The organism is Streptomyces sp. NPDC047525 (assembly GCF_040643025.1).
Lineage (GTDB): Bacteria > Actinomycetota > Actinomycetes > Streptomycetales > Streptomycetaceae > Streptomyces > Streptomyces durmitorensis.
The window spans coordinates 84,623-102,987 of the sequence record NZ_JBEYTL010000005.1; the positions used below are offsets into that span (position 1 = coordinate 84,623).

An 18,365-nucleotide genomic window follows, 5' to 3' on the forward strand; every position below is an offset into this window, starting at 1 on the left:
ATCCCTCCCCTGACACGAGCGGAGCGTTTCCCCAAACGCCACGCTCGCGTGCTCCTTCATCAACCGCATGAGTTTTACAGGTACTTCACTGCGTTCCAACAGCGAGATGCCCCCGGCGTGGCCAATTCACCACGCCGGGGGCACCCGGTCATACGTACGGACTACGAAGGGCGAGGTCAGCCCTCGTCGGCCGCGGAGGCCTTGACGCCGGCCGGCGCCTGCTCCGCCGCGGCGGTCTTCTTCGTCGTCTTCGACGCCTTCTTGGCCGTCGTCTTCTTGGCGGCCGTCTTCTTGGCCGCGGTCTTCTTGGTGGCGGCCTTCTTGGCGGGCGCCTTCTTGGCGGCGGTCTTACGCGCCGTCTTCTTGGCCGGAGCGGCTTCCTCGGCGTCAGCCTCGGGCTTCCCCGTGGCCTTCTCCGGGGCCTGGGCGGCCTTCTCCGCCGACGGGACGACCAGGACGGCCGCATCCTCGGACGCGGTCGGCGCGGTGGCCTTGCGGACCGCACGGCGGCGCGGACGGGCCGGGGCGGCGTCGGCAGCGGCTGCGCCGGCGGAGGCCACCGGCTCGGCCACGACGGGCTCGGCCACGGGCTCCGCCTTGGGCGCCTCGGTGACGATCACCTCGGCGGCTTCCGGCTCGGTGCTCTCGGCGGCCTTCGGCGAACCGGCGGGCGCCGTCGCCTTGCGGGTCGCACGACGGCGCGTACGCCCCTTGGGAGCGGCGTCGTCCACGGGCGCCTCGGGGGCGGCCTCGACGGCGGCGGGCTGCGGGGCAGCCTCCTCCTTGGCCGGTGCGGCCGGAGCCTCGACGACCGGGTCCTCGGCGGCCGGAGCCTCGGCCGTGGCTGCGCGCCGGGACTTGGAGCGCTTCTCCGCCTTGGGCTCGGTCTCCGCCTTCGGGGCGCCGGCCGGAGCCGATGCCCGACGGGTCGCCCTGCGGCGCGAGCGGCCACCGCGGGACGCCGCGGCCTCGGCCTCGGACGCGCTGCTGTAGAGCTCCTCGTCCGGCACGAACTCCGGCTCGGGAAGCGCCACCGGGGCAGCGGCCTCCGCGGCGACCTCGGCCTCGGACTCGGTCTCGACCTCGTCCGCGACCTCGTGGGCCTCGTGCTCGTGCGTGTGCTCCTGACCCTGCTCGGAGCCACCGCGGCCGCGCTTCTTGCGCTTGCCGCCGCCACCGGCGGAGGTCGGCTGCTCCATGTGCACGATCACGCCGCGGCCGTTGCAGTGGACGCAGGTCTCGGAGAAGGACTCCAGGAGGCCCTGGCCGACCCGCTTACGGGTCATCTGCACGAGACCGAGCGAGGTGACCTCGGCCACCTGGTGCTTCGTACGGTCACGGCCCAGGCATTCGAGCAGGCGGCGCAGGACCAGGTCCCGGTTGGACTCGAGCACCATGTCGATGAAGTCGATGACGACGATGCCACCGAGGTCACGCAGGCGCAGCTGGCGCACGATCTCCTCGGCCGCTTCGAGGTTGTTCCTCGTCACGGTCTCTTCGAGGTTGCCGCCCTGCCCGGTGAACTTGCCGGTGTTGACGTCGACGACGATCATCGCCTCGGTCTTGTCGATCACCAGCGAGCCGCCGCTGGGCAGCCAGACCTTGCGGTCGAGCGCCTTCATCAGCTGCTCGTCGATGCGGTACGTCGCGAAGACGTCGACCTCGGAGGTCCAGCGCTGCAGGCGGTCGGCCAGGTCGGGGGCGACGTGGGAGACGTACCCGTGGATGGTGTCCCAGGCCTCCTCTCCGCTGACGATGACCTTCGAGAAGTCCTCGTTGAAGATGTCGCGGACGACACGGACGGTCATGTCCGGCTCGCCGTACAGAAGCGTCGGCGCGGCGCCGCCGTTCTTCGCCTTCTTCTGGATCTCTTCCCACTGCTGCTGCAGACGCTCGACGTCACGGCGCAGCTCGTCCTCGCTCGCGCCCTCGGCGGCGGTGCGCACGATGACGCCCGCGTCCTCGGGGACGATCTTCTTGAGGATGGTCTTCAGACGCGCGCGCTCGGTGTCGGGCAGCTTGCGGCTGATGCCGGTCATCGAGCCCTCGGGCACGTAGACCAGGTAGCGGCCGGGCAGCGAGACCTGGCTGGTGAGGCGGGCGCCCTTGTGGCCGATCGGGTCCTTCGTGACCTGCACGAGGACCGACTGGCCCGACTTGAGGGCGGACTCGATGCGACGGGGGCCGTTGGCCATCCCGAGCGCCTCGAAGTTGACCTCACCGGCGTACAGGACCGCGTTGCGGCCCTTGCCGATGTCGATGAAGGCGGCCTCCATGGACGGCAGCACGTTCTGGACCTTGCCCAGGTAGACGTTGCCGACGTACGAGGTGGCCTGCTCCTTGTTGACGTAGTGCTCGACGAGCACGTTGTCCTCGAGGACGCCGATCTGGGTGCGCTCGCCGTTCTGGCGGACGACCATCACGCGCTCGACGGCCTCACGGCGGGCCAGGAACTCGGCCTCGGTGATGATCGGGACGCGGCGGCGGCCCTGCTCGCGGCCCTCGCGGCGGCGCTGCTTCTTGGCCTCCAGGCGGGTCGAGCCCTTGATGGACGTGACCTCGTCGACGCCGGTGCCCAGCTCGCGCTCTTCCTTCTTGCGCGGCTCACGGACCTTGACGACCGTACGCTCCGGGTCGCCGTCCGCGGTGTTCTCGGCCTCACCGGAGTCACCGGCGCGACGGCGACGGCGACGGCGGCGACGGCTGCTGCTGGAACCGGCACCCGAGCCGTTGTCGTCCGAGTCGTCCTCGGCCTGCTCGGCCGAGTCATCGGCGCCCTGCTCCGGCTGCTCGGCGGAGGCGTCCGTGTCGGAGTCGGCGTCCGAGTCCTGCTGGTCGCCGGAGTCGTCGGCGGACTCACCGCGGCGGCGGCGACGGCCACCACGACGGCGACGGCGGCCGTGACGCTCACCGGAGTCGTCGGACTCGTCGTTGTCGTTGTCACTGCCGTTGTCCGCGGCGGTGTCCTCGGCCTCTTCGGGCTCGGGGGCCTCGGCCTCGGCGGGCTGCGGAGCGGCCTTGGCGGGCTCGCGCTCGGCGGCGGGCTGCTCGTCCTGGGCCCGACGGCGGCGGCGACGGCGCGGGCCGGTCTCCTCCTCCACCACGGGTGCGGCGGCCACGGGCTGCTCGGCCTCGACCTCTTCGGCGGGCTCGTCGGCCGCTTCGGCGGCGGCAGCGGCAGCGGCGCGCTCGGGGGTCTGGAACATCGGCTCGGCGAACACCGGCGCCTGGAAGACGGCGACGGCGGGGCGCGCGGGCTTGTTCCCGGAGTCGTCGTCGGCGTCACCGCCACGCGCCTTGCGGGCACGGGCCGGGGCGGGCGCGGAGAATCCGGCGGCGGCCTTGCGGGTGGCACGGCGGGGCCGGCGTCCACGGGGCGCGTCGTCCTCGGCGGCTTCCGCATCGGGGGTCTGCGCGGGCTCCGCGGCGGCCTTCGGCTCAGCGGCCTTGGGCGCCTCGGTGGGCTCGGGTGCGGCGGCGGCCTCGGCGGCGGGCGCGGACGAGCCGCGGGTCGCACGGCGGCGGGCACGGCGCGGGGCGGCGTCACCGGACTCCGGCTGCGCCTCGGGCGCGGCCTCGGCGGCGGGCTCCTCGACGGCGGGCTCGGCGGCCACAGGCGTCTCGGCGGGCGTCTGCGCACCCTGCGGCGCACCGGCAGGAGCCGAGGCACGGCGCGTGGCACGGCGGCGGCGCGGAGCGGGAGCGGCTTCCTCGGCGGGCTCGGCCTCGACCGGGGCCTCGGCGGCCACGGGCTCGGCGGCCACAGGCGTCTCGGCGGGCGTCTGCGCACCCTGCGGCGCACCGGCGGGAGCCGAGGCGCGGCGGGTGGCACGGCGACGGCGCGGAGCCGGAGCGGCCTCCTCGGCCGGTTCGGGCTCAGGAGCAACGGCCTCGGCGGGCTCTTCGGCGGCGGGGGTGGCCGGTATGGCCGGGGCCGCGCCCTCGGTGGCTCCCACGGGCGGACCCGCGGGCCGCGACGCCGCACGGCGCCTGCGGCGCGGCGGCAGGGTGTCGCTGGGTGTGTTGTTGTCCGAGCCCTCAGTGGGTTCGTTCGGCTCAAGCATGCGGGCGGTTCTCCCGTCACGCTCCCGGGCGCCGCGCCTGGTCCGGTGATGTCCGCGGCCCTCGCTCACCTACGCGGGGCCGCCATCCGGGGGCGTGGGCGCCGCACGGGAGCTCTATGTGTCTGTCTCGCCGGTTCCGTACGCCCAAATGCGGACGGCCTGGCGAAAGTCTCGGTCAGTGCGCTGCCCGACCCAGGTGGCTCCCGAGTACAAGGGCGGCGCTTCGACGTGCGTCCCTACGCGGGACCTTCCGTCGCCGGCACCTTCGCGGCGGCTGCGGCGGCCCCTTGGTTCTCAAGTGGGGCCGTGGCTGCCTCGCGGTCGGGCGCGAGCGGGTCGGTCACCGTGCCGGTCTCGTCGTCAAGAAGCCCCTGCGCCAGCCTGGTCACCGCTGCGGCGACCGGCGGCGCCAGGTCAGCAACAGCTCTGAGACCGGACAAGACGTCGTCGGGTCGTACGGCAGGTGTCACGTGCCGAACAACCAGCCGCAGTATCGCACAGGGCTGGTCGGTCGGCCTATCAGCGTCGTGGCTGATCGCCTCGTCAGAGGCGATTGCCTCAAGGCTCACGACGGCCGCACGGGCGTCGAAGGTCCGCATGCCGTTCTTCGCCCGGCGCTGGACCTCGACGACCTCCGCGGCCCGGAAGGCCTCGGCGGCACGCTCCGCGTCCGCGGGCTCCACGCCGTCCAGGCGCAGCTCCCAGACGGATCCGGTGAGCCGGTCGGCGAGCCCCGAGGTGCGGGACTCGACGGCGTCCACGATGTCGAGCCCGCTGGGCATCGATTCGTTGAGCAGCTCGCGCAGTGTGTCGGGGTCACGCGTCTCGGTGAGCGCGATCTCCAGGTACTCGGCCTCACTGCCCGTGCCGGTGGGTGCGGCATTGGCGTACGACACCTTCGGGTGCGGGGTGAACCCCGCCGAGTAGGCCATGGGCACCTCGGCGCGGCGCAGCGCCCGCTCGAAGGCGCGCTGGAAGTCACGGTGGCTGGTGAACCGGAGGCGGCCGCGCTTGGTGTAGCGCAGTCGGATGCGCTGCACCGCGGGAGCGGGCGGCGGGCCTTCGGGCTGTCGCTTGCCCAGTGTTCTAGTCCTTCGTGAGTGCGGTCGTACTGCTACCTAGAGTACGTGCCGTGGCCGTGTCCGGTTCCCGCCGGGCCACCGGCACCGGCGCGGGCTCCATCGGGGCGGCCCCCACCGGGACCTGTTCCTTCGGCGCACCGAACAGCATCCGGCGTACGTCGGCACGCGCGTCCCGCACGCTCTGGCGGGCGGCGGACAGTGCCTGGCGGGTGGCGCGGCCCGCGTCCTTCACCGCCCGGGCGGCCGGCCGCCAGACCCCGTCGCGCACGGCGTGACCGACCGGGGTGAGGACCGCGCGGTAGACCCAGCGCACCGGGTCGACGAAGAGCCACCGCAGGATCCTGCCGAGGAAGCGGCCCACGGCGAGGGACACATACCCGGCGATGCGCCAGGCATGTCCGAGCGCGGCACCGATCTCGCGTACGACGACCGCGATCCCGCGCCCGATCGGCGCGAGCACCCAGCGCCACAGGGCGACGGCGGGCACGACGAAGATCCAGCGGCCCAGGGCGCCGAGCACCGTCCCGATCCCCCGCAGGAGCCAGCCGAAACCGGCGCCGATCCCCCGTGCGGCCCAGGCGATGCCCGCCCCAACTCCCCTGGCCAGCCAGGCGATCGCGTGCCCGATCGGCGTGAGGACAGCCGCGTACAGCCAGGCGGCGGGAATCACGATCAGCATGCGCCCGAGCCAGGCAAGGCCCTTGCCGACGGGTACGACCACGTACCGCCACAGCCCCACCCACGGCCACACGAACACCGCCTTGAGCAGCCACACCAGGGCGACGCCGATGCCGCGCCCGGCCACCGCGGCACCCGCCGCGATGCCCCGCGCGAGCCAGGCGATCGCGTGCCCGATCGGTGTCAGTACGGAGGTGTGGAGCCACACGGCGGGGATCACGACGAGCGTCCGCACCAGCCATGCGACGCCGTGCCCGACTGCCACGCACAGCCACGCGGCACCGTGCCCAACTCCCCCGCACAGCCAGGCGATGCCACGACCGATGGGGGCGAGGACGGCCGCGTACAGCCACTCGACGGGCACCACGATCAGCACGCGACCGAGCCACGCCAGGCCCCTGCCCACGGGCACGACCACGTACCGCCACAGCCCCACCCACGGCCACACGAACACCGCCTTGAGCAGCCATGTCACGCCCGCGCCGAGAGCGCGTCCCACGGGGCGCAGCGCCCGGAAGTAGAGAAAACGGCCGCACACGGCGAACGCGTCCCACACCAGGCGTACCGGCACGACGAGTACGAGCACGACGATCCGCACCGGGATACGGATCGCGACGGCGAGACAGCCCTCGGCCTGCGGTTGCGGCTGCTGTGGTGCCGGTGGTGCGGTGAGCGGCTGCTCCGGCTCGCGCTCGTGCAGCGGGGGCCGCTTTTCCAGGTCCATGCCGTCCTAGACGCGTCAGTGGTGGGTACCGGTTCGGTCAGGCGCCGGTCGGGATCCAGTAGCGCAGCTTTCCGCCGCGTTCGTCCTCGAAGGCGCCGCCCGCGGCCTCGATCACCTTGCGCGAACCGGTGTTGTCGGTGTCGCAGGTGACAAGGACCGACCCAAGGCCAAGATCACGAGCATAGGGCAGGGAGGCGATCAGCATCGCCGTGGCGTGGCCGCGGCGGCGGGCCGTGGGGCGTACGTCGTAGCCGATGTGGCCGCCGTACTCGCGCAGGAAGCGCGTGGCGACGCTGTGCCGGATGGCGAGGCGGCCGAAGTAGTCGGCACCGTCCGCGTACCAGAGGGTCGTCACGGGGACGGAGAACGGCTCGGCGGGGTGCGCCGCTTCGCGGGCCTCGACGACGTAGCGCTCGAAGACCACCGGGTCGTGCCACTTGTCGCCGTAGTCGCGCAGGGTGCGGCCGAGCGTCGTGTCGTCGTCATCGCCGCCGCGCCCCTCGGCGCGGAACTCCTCCATCGCTGCGATGAAGGAGAGATGCACGAGGCCGGAGGGCGGGGCGAGTCGAGGAACACCCGCCGCGCCCTCCGGCTCGCGCTGCGTCACTTACTTCACTACCGACAGCGGCAGGAGCTTCTTGCCGGTCGGGCCGATCTGGATCTCGGTCTGCATCTGCGGGCACACGCCGCAGTCGAAGCACGGGGTCCAGCGGCAGTCCTCGACCTCGGTCTCGTCGAGCGAGTCCTGCCAGTCGTCCCAGAGCCAGTCCTTGTCGAGACCGGAGTCCAGGTGGTCCCAGGGCAGGACCTCCTCGTACGTCCGCTCACGCGTGGTGTACCAGTCGAGGTCCACGCCGAAGCCGGGCAGCGTCTTCTCGGCGCAGGCCATCCAGCGGTCGTAGCTGAAGTGCTCGCGCCAGCCGTCGAAGCGGCCGCCGTCCTCGTACACGGCGCGGATGACGGAGCCGATGCGGCGGTCACCGCGCGAGAGCAGGCCCTCGACGATGCCGGGCTTGCCGTCGTGGTAGCGGAAGCCGATCGAGCGGCCGTACTTCTTGTCGCCGCGGATCTTGTCGCGCAGCTTCGTGAGGCGCGCGTCCGTCTCCTCGGCCGACAGCTGCGGGGCCCACTGGAAGGGCGTGTGCGGCTTGGGCACGAAGCCGCCGATGGAGACCGTGCAGCGGATGTCGTTGCCCGCGACCTCGCGGCCCTTGGCGATGACGTTCGCCGCCATGTCCGCGATCTGCAGGACGTCCTCGTCGGTCTCGGTGGGCAGGCCGAGCATGAAGTACAGCTTGACCTGGCGCCAGCCGTTGCCGTACGCGGTCGCGACGGTGCGGATCAGATCCTCTTCGGAGACCATCTTGTTGATGACCTTCCGCATCCGCTCGCTGCCGCCCTCGGGGGCGAAGGTGAGGCCCGAGCGGCGGCCGTTCCTCGTCAGCTCGTTCGCCAGGTCGATGTTGAAGGCATCGACGCGGGTCGAGGGCAGGGAGAGGCCGATCTTGTCTTCCTCGTACCGGTCCGCGAGGCCCTTGGCGACGTCCGCGATCTCCGTGTGGTCCGCGGAGGAGAGCGAGAGCAGGCCGACCTCTTCGAAGCCGGTCGCCTTGAGGCCCTTCTCCACCATGTCGCCGATGCCGGTGATGCTTCGCTCCCGCACGGGGCGCGTGATCATGCCGGCCTGGCAGAAGCGGCAGCCGCGGGTGCAGCCGCGGAAGATCTCCACGGACATGCGCTCGTGGACGGTCTCCGCGAGCGGCACCAGGGGCTGCTTGGGGTAGGGCCACTCGTCCAGGTCCATGACGGTGTGCTTGGACACGCGCCACGGGACACCGGACTTGTTCGGTACGACGCGGCCGATGCGCCCGTCCGGGAGGTACTCGACGTCGTAGAACCCGGGGACGTAGACGTTGCCGGTCCTGGCGAGGCGGAACAGGACTTCCTCGCGGCCGCCGGGGCGGCCCTCGGACTTCCACTCGCGGATGATCGCCGTCATGTCGAGCACGGCCTGCTCGCCGTCGCCGATGACCGCGCAGTCGATGAACTCCGCGATCGGCTCGGGGTTGAAGGCCGCGTGGCCTCCGGCGAGGACGATCGGGTCGTCGACCGTGCGGTCCTTGGACTCCAGCGGGATGCCCGCGAGGTCCAGGGCCGTGAGCATGTTCGTGTAGCCGAGCTCCGTGGAGAAGCTGAGCCCGAACACGTCGAAGGCGCCGACGGGGCGATGGCTGTCCACGGTGAACTGCGGGACCTTGTGCTCCCGCATCAGCTCTTCGAGGTCCGGCCAGACGCTGTACGTGCGCTCCGCGAGGACGCCCTCGCGCTCGTTCAGTACTTCGTAGAGGATCATGACGCCCTGGTTGGGCAGCCCGACCTCGTACGCGTCGGGGTACATGAGTGCCCAGCGGACATCACACGCGTCCCAGTCCTTGACGGTGGAGTTGAGCTCTCCGCCGACGTACTGGATGGGCTTCTGGACGTGCGGGAGAAGCGCTTCCAGGCGTGGGAAGACGGACTCGACAGGCATCACAGCGTCTTTCGGCAGGGTTCTCATGATCTGACAGGGGTGACCATCCAGCGTACCCCGGCGGTCAGCTGCTCAATGCCGCCCTCAGTTTGGGCCGGGACGCCCGGTGCCACACCCCCGGCAGTTCGTTCTCGCGCTCGGCGGCCGTGGCTTCCTCCTGGCCGTACAGAAGTCCCCAGGTGAAGGAGGTCTCGCCCGCCGCATGGGCCTGGACCGCCAGGTTCCGCAGCGCCTCACGGGCCACGACGCTGTCCTGGTGATCGCCGAGAACCTTCTGGACGGCCTTCATCCGCTTCGCGAACCGCTTGGCGGACTTGCCGAGCGCGGGCCTGGCCGCCTCGCCCGCGTACCGGGCGCGCTTGGCGGCCTTGCGGGCGCCGTGCATCGCCACATCCCTCTCCTCCCCCGGCTCCAGCGCGAGGGCGTGCTCGATGCGGGCCTCCAGGCGGGCGTAGTCCTTCCGTACGGCCTTGGGGAGGGCCTTGTCCGGGGACGCGGCGGCGGCCTTGCGCAGCGGAGGGTCGGCGAGCAGTGCGTCGACGGAGTTCAGGAGCTGCACATACCGCTGCCCTTCGAGCGCGGCGACGGTCCGGCTCCGGGCGTCACCGGCGCCGGCGACACCCCAGATCTGCAGGCGGGCCCGTACCGGACCCAGGAGCAGGGTCCCCGGCACGGCGTCGACGCGGTGCGTGAGCCGCTCGGCGAGGACCTCCTGGTCGCGGTCGACCCCGAGCTCGCCCGCGAGCCACTTCAGCTCGTCGCCGATCGGGTCGGTGACGGCACGGTCGAGGAGCTTCCTGTACGAGCGGAACGCGCTGCGCATCCGCCGGGTGGCGACCCGCATCTGGTGCACGGAGTCCGGCACGTCGCGGCGGACGTCGGGGTCGAGGGCGACGAGGGCGTCGCGCTGGGTGCGGACGTAGGCGAGGACGTGGTCGGCAGCGGTGACGGGGTCAGGTTGCACGGCGGAGTCCTTCAGCTGGATGACGATGTACTGCTCATCCGCCTTCCCCTTCCTGGCCTTGGCAGGCTTCAGCGTGCCCTCCGCGAGCCGCTGCCGGGTCTCGCTCAGCGCCGTGTCCGCCTGCGCCTTGGCCAGTTTCGACGCGGAGGACGACCGCTGGACGCCCAGCTTCTTCAGCTTCTTCTCGATCCGGTCGAGCAGCGCGGGGTCCGCGCCGTCCGCCAGCTCCACCTCGATCTCGGCCCACTCGGAGGTGCCGCCGCCCTCCGTGAGCCGCTCGGCCCTGACCCGGTCGATGCTCAGCTCGGCAAGGAGCGCGCCCTTGGCGTCGAGGAGGTGGCGCAGGTCCCGCGCGGTCAACAGGCGCATGACGGGCACGAGTCCGGCATCGCGCACGCGGGACCGCACGAGCCCCGCGAGCTCGGGCGGCACCGCGTCCGAGAGCGGGGCCCGGATCTCGTCCCGCACGCCCTGCGCGAGGGACACCGGCAGCTTCAGGTGCCAGCCCTCGTCGTCGCCGCCCGTGCGGCGGCGCAGCGTGATCGAGTCGGAGAGCAGGAGTTGGTCGGTCGTGTCGTGATAGACGGCGTCCAGTTCGACGACGCCCTTGTCGACGACGTCGACCACCCCGGCGACCCCGGTCAGGTCAGGCAGCGCCGCGTCCGCCTCGACGTCGTACTTACGCTCGATCTCGCGCTGTGTCTCCGCCATGAACCGAATCTAGACGCGATCCCAGGCCAAGGGCAGACCTGCAACCGGCCTACGCCGACATCGGCCGTTGCACCTTGATCGACTGGAGCAGGCCGACGGCCACCCAGACAGCGAACATCGATGACCCTCCGTACGAGACAAAGGGCAGCGGCAGTCCTGCCACCGGCATGATGCCGAGCGTCATGCCGATGTTCTCGAAGGACTGGAAGGCGAACCAGGCGATGATCCCGGCCGCGACGATCGTGCCGTACAGCTCGGTCGTCTCGCGCGCGATGCGGCAGGCCCGCCAGAGCAGGATGCCGAGCAGGACCAGGATCAGACCCGCGCCCGCGAAGCCGAGCTCCTCGCCCGCGACGGTGAACACGAAGTCCGTCTGCTGCTCGGGCACGAACTGCCCCGTGGTCTGCGAGCCCTTGAAGAGGCCGGTGCCCGACAGACCGCCGGAACCGATCGCGATGCGCGCCTGGTTGGTGTTGTAGCCAACGCCCGCCGGGTCGAGCGCGGGGTTGGCGAAGGCCGCGAAGCGGGCGATCTGGTAGTCGTCGAGGATGCCGAGCTGCCAGACGGCCACCGCTCCTGCCGCGCCCGTGCCGAGGAGTCCGAAGACCCAGCGGTTGGAGGCGCCAGAGGCGAGGAGCACGCCGAGCACGATCATCGCCATCACCATGACCGACCCGAGGTCGGGCATGAGAAGCACGATCAGTATCGGTACGGCGGCCAGGCCGAGGGCCTGCAGGACCGTGCGGTGGTCGGGGTGGACCCGGTCGCCCGCGTCCACCCGTGCCGCGAGCAGCATCGCCATGCCCAGGATGATCGTGATCTTCACGAACTCGGAGGGCTGCAGCGAGAAGCCGCCGCCGATCACGATCCACGCGTGCGCGCCGTTGATCGTCGCGCCGAGCGGCGTGAGGACGAGCAGCACGAGGAAGACGGAGATGCCGTAGAGGATCGGCACGGCCGTGCGCAGCGTGCGGTGGCCGAGCCAGACCGTGCCCGCCATCAGGGCGATGCCGATGCCGGTGTTCAGGAGGTGCTTGAGCAGGAAGGCGTACGGGTCGTCGCCGACCAGCTCGGTGCGGTTGCGCGTCGCGGAGTAGACGAGCGCGGAGCCGATCGCGGAGAGGGCGAGCGCCGCGAGCAGTATCGGCCAGTCCAGCCTGCGCACCAGCGAGTCGCGGGCGAACAGGCGGGCGGACATCGACGAGCGCTCGGGCCCGTAGCCGGAGACGGAGAAGCCATTGTTGCCGGCCACTAGTCGCGCCTCCCGTTCGCGGGCGCGCCCGCAAGTTCCTGCTGCTCCTGCGGCGGCTTGGGGGCCTCGGGCTTGAACGGCTTGATCTTCGGGGAGTCGATCGAACCGTCGGTCTCGATCTTCGGCAGGTCCTTCTGCGGCTGGGGCAGCAGGGCCTTCTTGAGGTTCTGCTTGCCGCTGTCGTCCAGGCCGTAGATGCCGTCGTAGATCTTGCGGACGGCGGGTCCCGAAGCGCCGGAACCCGTACCGCCCTGGGAGATCGTCATCACGATCGAGTAGTCCTTGGTGTACGTCGCGAACCACGAGGTGGTCTGCTTGCCGTAGACCTCCGCCGTACCCGTCTTGGCGTGCATCGGGATCTTGTCCTGCGGCCAGCCGCCGAACCGCCAGGCGGCCGTTCCCTTGGTCGCCACGTCGGCGAGGGCACCGTCTATGTCGGTGCGCGTCTTCTCGTTCATCGGCAGCTTGCCGTGCGACTTGGGCTTGAGCTCCTGGACCTGCTTGCCGTCGGCGCTGATGATCGCCTTGCCGACGGTGGGGTCGTAGAGGGTGCCGCCGTTGGCGATCGCGGAGTAGATCGTCGCCATCTGGATCGGGGTCACGAGGGTGTCGCCCTGGCCGATGGAGTAGTTGACGGAGTCACCGGCGCGCATCTTCATGCCTTCGAGGCAGTTCTCGTACGCGATCTGCTGGACGTAGTCCCCGCCCTTCTTGCCCTGCTTGCACCAGCCGTCCTTGTTGGCCTTCCAGTAGTCCTTCTTCCACTGGCGGTCCGGGACACGGCCGGAGACCTCGTTCGGCAGGTCGATGCCGGTCTCCTTGCCGAGGCCGAACTGGTGGGCCGTCTTGTAGAACCAGTCCTTGGCGTCCCTCTTCGGCTTGTTGCCGCCGTCCTTGGCCCACTGGTCGTGCGAGAGCTTGTAGAAGACGGTGTCGCAGGAGACCTCGAGGGCCTGGCCGAGAGTGATGCTGCCGTGGCCCTGGGACTCGAAGTTCTTGAAGGTCTGGCCGCCGATGGAGTACGAGCTGGGGCAGGGGTAGCGCCCGTTGAACTCGTAGCCCGCGTTGACCGCGGCGGTCGTCGGGATGACCTTGAAGATCGAGCCGGGGGCCGCCTGGCCCTGGATGGCGCGGTTCAGGAGCGGGTAGTTGGACTTCTTGCCGGTGAGGCGCGTGTAGTCCTTGCCGGAGATGCCGCCGACCCAGGCGTTCGGGTCGTAGTTCGGGTTGGACGCCATGGAGACGATGCGCCCGGTCTTGTTCTCCATGACGACGACGGCGCCCGCGTCGGCCTTGTAGTTCTCGTTGGTGTTCTTGTCGAACTCCTGGCGGGCCTTCTTCATGGCGTCGTTCAGCCAGTACTCGGACAGGGCCTGCACGCGCGCGTCGATGCTGGTGACGACGTTCGCGCCGGGCTGGGCCGGGTCCGCCTTGGCCTTGCCGATGACACGGCCGAGGTTGTCGACCTCGTAGCGGGTGACGCCCGCCTTGCCGCGCAGCTGCGCGTCGTACGTCCGCTCGAGACCCGAGCGGCCGACCTGGTCGGAGCGGAGGAAGGGCGAGTCCGTGTGCTCGGCCTTGGTGATCTCCTCGTCGGTGACCGGCGAGAGGTAGCCGAGCACCTGGGCGGTGTTGGACTTGCCGGGCGCGGGATAGCGGCGCACGGCGGTGGGCTCGGCGGTGATGCCGGGGAAGTCCTCGGCGCGCTCGCGGATCTGGAGGGCCTGCTTGGGCGAGGCCTCGTCCGTGATCGGGATCGGCTGGTAGGGCGAGCCGTTCCAGCAGGGCTGCGGGGTCTTGGAGTCGCAGAGGCGGACCTTGTCGGAGACGTCCTTGGCACTCATGCCGAGGACGTCGGCGAGCTTGGCGAGGGCCGCCTTGCCGTCGTCCTTCATCTTCATCAGCTCCGTGCGGGACGCGGAGACGACGAGACGGGTCTGGTTGTCGGCGATCGGCACGCCGCGGGCGTCGAGGATCGAGCCGCGCACGGCGGGATCGACGACCTGCTGGACGTGGTTGCCCGAGGCTTCCTCGGCGTACTCCTCACCGTTGCGGATCTGGAGGTACCAGAGCCGGCCGCCGAGGGTGAGGAGGAGGGAGAGCACGAGGATCTGGATGACGATGAGACGGATCTGGACCCGTGGGGTCCGTCCGGTCTCGGGGATGTTGGTCACTGCTGTTCCTCCCCCTCTCAGAGTGTGTACGAGTGGTACGTGTACACGACCGACCTGTGTGCGCGGCCGGTCGGGTACGAGGCCAACGGCAGCGCGGTCACAGGCGCTTGACCCCCTTGATGCGTCCGGCGCGCGCGACGCGGGCCTTGGCCGCCTTCATCCGCAGGCCGCCGCGCTGGTTGCCGATGCGCAGGCCGGTGCCCGAGGAGAGCCAGCCGGACGAGACGTCCGTGGCCTTGTTGGCCGGAGAGCTCTCCCCCAGCGGGTCGTTCTCGGCTCTGCGGGCTAGCGCGATGATCAGCGGCACCGTGAACGGCGCGAGCAGCAGGTCGTACAGGGCGGCCGTGAAGAGGAGCCCGCCCAGGCCCACGTGGCGGGCGGCGGTGTCCCCGACGAGGGCGCCCACGCCCGCGTACAGGAGGGTCGACCCGATGGCGGCGCCGACGACCACGACGAGCGGCCCTGTAGCGGACCTGAGGCGTCCGGTCTCCGGCTTGGCCAGGCCCGCGAGGTAGCCGACGACGCACAGGACCAGGGCGTACCGCCCTGCCGCGTGGTCGGCCGGCGGTGCCAGGTCCGCGAGCAGTCCGGCGCCGAAGCCGACGAGGGCGCCGCCCACGTGGCCGTAGACCAGGGCGAGGCCGAGCACCGTGAGCAGCACCAGGTCCGGGACCGCGCCCGGCAGTTGGAGCCGGGCGAGGACGCTGACCTGGATGACCAGGGCGACGACGACCAGGGTGGAGGAGAGCAGGATTCGGTTGAAGCGCATGGGTCCGGGGCTCCTACTGCTCGTTGCCGTTGTCGACGCCGTCGGCCGGGGGCTGTCCTGACGGGGTGGCCGTGACGGTCACCGTCGGGGTCGGCTTCGGCTTGGCGGGCTTCTTCGGCAGGACCGTGTCGCGCGGGTCCTCGCGGGGCGCCTCGACGACGACGCCGACGATGTCCAGCTTGGTGAAGCCGACGTACGGCTTGATGTAGATGTTGCGCGTCAGGTCGCCGCCCGAGGGGTCGACGCGGACGACCTCGCCGACGGGCACGCCCGGCACGAACGGCTTGTCGGCCTGCGAGCCGAAGGTGACCAGGCGGTCGCCCTTCTTGACCTTGGCCTTGCCGTTGAGCATCTGCACCGAGAGCGGGCGGTCGCCCTGTCCGGTGGCGAAGCCGAGCTCGTCGGTCTTCTCCATGCGGGTGCCGACGGTGAAGTCGGGGTCGTTGGCGAGCAGGACGGTCGCGGTGCTGGGGCCGACCGTGGTGACGCGGCCGACCAGGCCGTCGCCGTTCAGGACGGTCATGTCGCGCTTGAGTCCGTCGTTGGCGCCCGCGTCGATGGTGACGGTCCAGGAGAAGCCCTGGGCCGCTCCTATACCGATGACCTCGGCGCCCTTGATGCCGTACTGACCGGCACCGGCCTTCTTGAGCATGCTGTCCAGCTGTCTGACCCGACTGCGGTTGCGGTCGTCGCTGCCGAGCTTCGCCTTCAACGCGGCGTTCTGACGCTCGAGTTCGGCGATCCGGTCATGCCGGTCGCCGGAGTCCCGTACCGCGCCGATGGCGTTGCCGACCGGGTCTACGGCGGACGACACTCCGTCCTCGACGGGGCCGAAGACCGTGGCGGCGGCCTGGCGGGCACCGTCGACCGGCGAGTCCTCGCCACCACGGATGTCCACCGTGATCAAAGCGAACGCGATGGCGATCAGCAGCACCAGGAGCAGCCGGCTCTCTCGTGTGTCCCTCACGTGCGGCGGCCGTGCCTTCCTCAGTTGGAAATCCTTGGAATTCTGAGCAACTGTGCGTATGTCCGAGCAAATCTACGCAATCCAATTCCACGGCGTCTGCGGGCGCCGCGGAATTGTTATGCCATGCCCGTCTTATGTGTTGCCTTCTGAGCTCTCTATATCAACGATCCGCCGCACGAGGTGACAGGCACTCGTACGGCGGACACCCTTGTCGCGGGTTCGCGCCACCCTCAGCGGCGCGGTGATGCGTCAAGCACTTGCTGGAGCGCCTCGAACTCCTCGACGCACTTGCCGGAGCCGAGCGCCACGCTGTCCAGCGGGTCCTCGGCGATGTGGATCGGCATGCCCGTCTCGCGACGGAGGCGCTCGTCGAGGCCGCGCAGCAGGGCGCCGCCTCCTGTGAGAACGATGCCACGGTCCATCACGTCACCGGAGAGCTCCGGCGGGCACTTGTCGAGGGTCGTCTTCACCGCGTCCACGATCGCGTTGACCGGCTCCTCGATGGCCTTGCGGACCTCGGCGGCGGAGATGACGACGGTCTTGGGCAGCCCGGAGACCAGGTCCCGGCCGCGGATCTCGGTGTGCTCGTCGGCGTCCATGTCGTACGCCGAACCGATGGTGATCTTGATCTGCTCGGCCGTGCGCTCGCCGAGGAGGAGGGAGTACTCCTTCTTGATGTGCTGGATGATCGCGTTGTCCAGCTCGTCGCCCGCGACACGGATCGACTGTGCCGTGACGATTCCGCCGAGCGAGATGACAGCGACCTCGGTGGTGCCGCCGCCGATGTCGACCACCATGTTGCCCGTGGCCTCGTGGACCGGCAGGCCGGAACCGATGGCGGCGGCCATGGGCTCCTCGATGATGTGCACCTGGCGGGCGCCGGCCTGCGAGGAGGCCTCGATGACGGCGCGGCGCTCGACTCCGGTGATGCCGGAGGGCACACAGACGACCACGCGCGGGCGGGCGAGATAGCGCCGCTTGTGGATCTTCAGGATGAAGTAGCGGAGCATCCGCTCGGTGATCTCGAAGTCGGCGATGACGCCGTCCTTCAGCGGTCGCACGGCAACGATGTTGCCCGGCGTGCGACCGATCATCTTCTTGGCTTCGGCGCCGACAGCGAGGATGCCACCGGTGTTGGTGTTGATCGCGACGACGGACGGCTCGTTGAGAACGATCCCCCGACCCCTGACGTACACCAGCGTGTTGGCGGTCCCGAGGTCGACAGCCATGTCACGGCCGATGAACGACATGTTGTTCCCCATGAGGATGCGTCTGGCCTTCCCTGGAGCGTTTGATGGCTTTTTAGGTAGGCGAGGTGGGTGCTGTGTGGCGTGGAGGCTTCCATCGTAGTCTCGCCTGCACGAACACGGCGCTAGGGTCTTCGCCATTGTCAGCAGATGATGCGCCGCCTCGCTCTTGGAGACGTGCCATCGGAGGCACGGGTTCCCCCAATTGGGGCGCATATGCCAAGGGGCGGCCGGATTTCTCGGCCACCCCTGGTCAGGGCGGTGCCCTGCTGACTAGGCGTCAGAAGTCTTTACGGAACTCTTTACGCGCGTCTCTGTATGCGGACGTCAGACGGCACCCGGGAAGAAGATCTTCAGCTCGCGCTCGGCGGACTCCTCGGAGTCCGAGGCGTGGATCAGGTTCTCCCGGACGATGGAGCCGAAGTCGCCCCGGATGGAGCCGGGCGCCGCGGCGATCGGGTCGGTCGGACCCGCGAGGGCGCGCACGCCCTCGATGACACGCTCGCCCTCGACGACGAGCGCGACGACCGGACCGGAGGACATGAAGGCGACCAGCGGCTCGTAGAAGGGCTTGCCCTTGTGCTCGCCGTAGTGCTGCTCCAGCGTCTCCTGGTCGAGCGAACGCAGCTCGAGCGCGGAGATCGTCCAGCCCGCCTTGCGCTCGATGCGGCCGATGATCTCGCCGATCAGGCCACGACGGACGGTGTCGGGCTTGAGCAGGACGAGAGTGCGCTGGGTCATGTGCGGCTCCAAGCAGTTTTTCTACGAGCGTGTGGGTTGACCGGCACGATACCGGCACCCACTACACCGCGTTACCTCCGGTCCCGGGAGCCCGCCCGGCTAGGCCCCGGCCTCGGCCCCGGCACCGGACTCGGCCTGCGCCGCGAACCGGGCCTTCGCCTCGTCGATCTTCTGGCCGAAGTGCAGCGAGGCCCACCACAGCGCGGCGAACACCGCGCCCATGAAGAACATGATCGGCACGACGAACCCGCTCGCGATGAGCGCGATCTGCAGCGCCCAGCCCAGCTGCACACCGCCGGGCCGGGTGATCATTCCGCACAGCAGGACGCAGAACAGCATCGCGATGCCGCTGACCGTCCAGACCGTGCCCATCGACAGGTCCGGGTCCTTCATGGCGACCAGACCGGCGAAGCCGATGACGAAGAACTCGCCGATCAGCGTCGAAGCACAGAGCGTACGCAC

13 protein-coding genes are annotated in these 18,365 nt (G+C 70.4%); all 13 read right to left on the reverse strand.

The annotated features are described in order from the left end of the window. Window positions 1–176: 176 nt before the first annotated feature. The 13 genes from ABZ833_RS15960 to ABZ833_RS16020 all read right to left on the reverse strand — a co-directional run bounded on the left by ABZ833_RS15960 (window position 177) and on the right by ABZ833_RS16020 (window position 18,365). Window positions 177–4,064 (reverse strand): Rne/Rng family ribonuclease, encoded by a 3,888-nt coding sequence (locus tag ABZ833_RS15960; protein WP_361046546.1) that lies wholly within the window; start codon window positions 4,062–4,064, stop codon window positions 177–179. Between the two features lie 236 nt (window positions 4,065–4,300). Further along, complete coding sequence (locus tag ABZ833_RS15965) at window positions 4,301–5,104, reverse strand: TIGR03936 family radical SAM-associated protein (protein WP_361046550.1); 804 nt, start codon at window positions 5,102–5,104, stop codon at window positions 4,301–4,303. Between the two features lie 46 nt (window positions 5,105–5,150). Beyond that, window positions 5,151–6,548, reverse strand: coding sequence for a hypothetical protein (locus ABZ833_RS15970; protein WP_361046553.1), 1,398 nt, complete (start codon window positions 6,546–6,548; stop codon window positions 5,151–5,153). Window positions 6,549–6,585: 37 nt separating this feature from the next. Further along, a complete protein-coding gene (locus ABZ833_RS15975; RefSeq protein WP_361047471.1) occupies window positions 6,586–7,068 on the reverse strand; it encodes a GNAT family N-acetyltransferase in 483 nt (160 codons plus the stop codon). Window positions 7,069–7,155: 87 nt separating this feature from the next. Further along, window positions 7,156–9,078 carry a TIGR03960 family B12-binding radical SAM protein gene (locus ABZ833_RS15980; RefSeq protein ID WP_361046557.1) on the reverse strand — a complete coding sequence of 641 codons (1,923 nt, stop codon included), beginning with the start codon at window positions 9,076–9,078 and terminating at the stop codon, window positions 7,156–7,158. 64 nt (window positions 9,079–9,142) lie between these two features. After that, window positions 9,143–10,753, reverse strand: coding sequence for a CYTH and CHAD domain-containing protein (locus ABZ833_RS15985; RefSeq protein WP_361046560.1), 1,611 nt, complete (start codon window positions 10,751–10,753; stop codon window positions 9,143–9,145). Window positions 10,754–10,802: 49 nt separating this feature from the next. After that, on the reverse strand, window positions 10,803–12,005 hold the full coding sequence (gene rodA, locus ABZ833_RS15990) for a rod shape-determining protein RodA (RefSeq protein WP_361046563.1): 1,203 nt from the start codon (window positions 12,003–12,005) through the stop codon (window positions 10,803–10,805). Next, window positions 12,005–14,179, reverse strand: coding sequence for a penicillin-binding protein 2 (gene mrdA, locus ABZ833_RS15995; protein WP_361046566.1), 2,175 nt, complete (start codon window positions 14,177–14,179; stop codon window positions 12,005–12,007). Before mrdA ends, rodA begins: the two co-directional genes overlap by 1 nt. Window positions 14,180–14,276: 97 nt before the next feature. Then, on the reverse strand, window positions 14,277–14,948 hold the full coding sequence (gene mreD, locus ABZ833_RS16000) for a rod shape-determining protein MreD (protein ID WP_361046569.1): 672 nt from the start codon (window positions 14,946–14,948) through the stop codon (window positions 14,277–14,279). Window positions 14,949–14,961: 13 nt separating this feature from the next. Next, the gene (mreC, locus tag ABZ833_RS16005) at window positions 14,962–15,915 is read right to left on the reverse strand and encodes a rod shape-determining protein MreC (RefSeq protein ID WP_361046572.1); all 954 of its coding nucleotides are present in this window, start codon (window positions 15,913–15,915) and stop codon (window positions 14,962–14,964) included. A 230-nt stretch (window positions 15,916–16,145) separates the two neighbouring features. Further along, window positions 16,146–17,165: a rod shape-determining protein gene (locus ABZ833_RS16010; protein WP_160505014.1), complete on the reverse strand. Its 1,020-nt coding sequence runs from the start codon at window positions 17,163–17,165 to the stop codon at window positions 16,146–16,148. Between the two features lie 324 nt (window positions 17,166–17,489). Further along, window positions 17,490–17,903, reverse strand: coding sequence for a nucleoside-diphosphate kinase (ndk, locus tag ABZ833_RS16015; protein WP_361046575.1), 414 nt, complete (start codon window positions 17,901–17,903; stop codon window positions 17,490–17,492). Between the two features lie 99 nt (window positions 17,904–18,002). After that, window positions 18,003–18,365 carry a DUF4233 domain-containing protein gene (locus ABZ833_RS16020; RefSeq protein ID WP_361046578.1) on the reverse strand — a complete coding sequence of 121 codons (363 nt, stop codon included), beginning with the start codon at window positions 18,363–18,365 and terminating at the stop codon, window positions 18,003–18,005.

Coding starts and splice junctions, on each gene's coding strand:
- ABZ833_RS15960 (WP_361046546.1), bottom strand. CDS start 4,064: ATGCTTGAGCCGAACGAACCCACTGAGGGCTCGGACAACAACACACCC.
- ABZ833_RS15970 (WP_361046553.1), bottom strand. CDS start 6,548: ATGGACCTGGAAAAGCGGCCCCCGCTGCACGAGCGCGAGCCGGAGCAG.
- ABZ833_RS15975 (WP_361047471.1), bottom strand. CDS start 7,068: ATGGAGGAGTTCCGCGCCGAGGGGCGCGGCGGCGATGACGACGACACG.
- ABZ833_RS15980 (WP_361046557.1), bottom strand. CDS start 9,078: ATGCCTGTCGAGTCCGTCTTCCCACGCCTGGAAGCGCTTCTCCCGCAC.
- ABZ833_RS15985 (WP_361046560.1), bottom strand. CDS start 10,753: ATGGCGGAGACACAGCGCGAGATCGAGCGTAAGTACGACGTCGAGGCG.
- mreD (WP_361046569.1), bottom strand. CDS start 14,948: ATGCGCTTCAACCGAATCCTGCTCTCCTCCACCCTGGTCGTCGTCGCC.
- ABZ833_RS16010 (WP_160505014.1), bottom strand. CDS start 17,165: ATGTCGTTCATCGGCCGTGACATGGCTGTCGACCTCGGGACCGCCAAC.
- ndk (WP_361046575.1), bottom strand. CDS start 17,903: ATGACCCAGCGCACTCTCGTCCTGCTCAAGCCCGACACCGTCCGTCGT.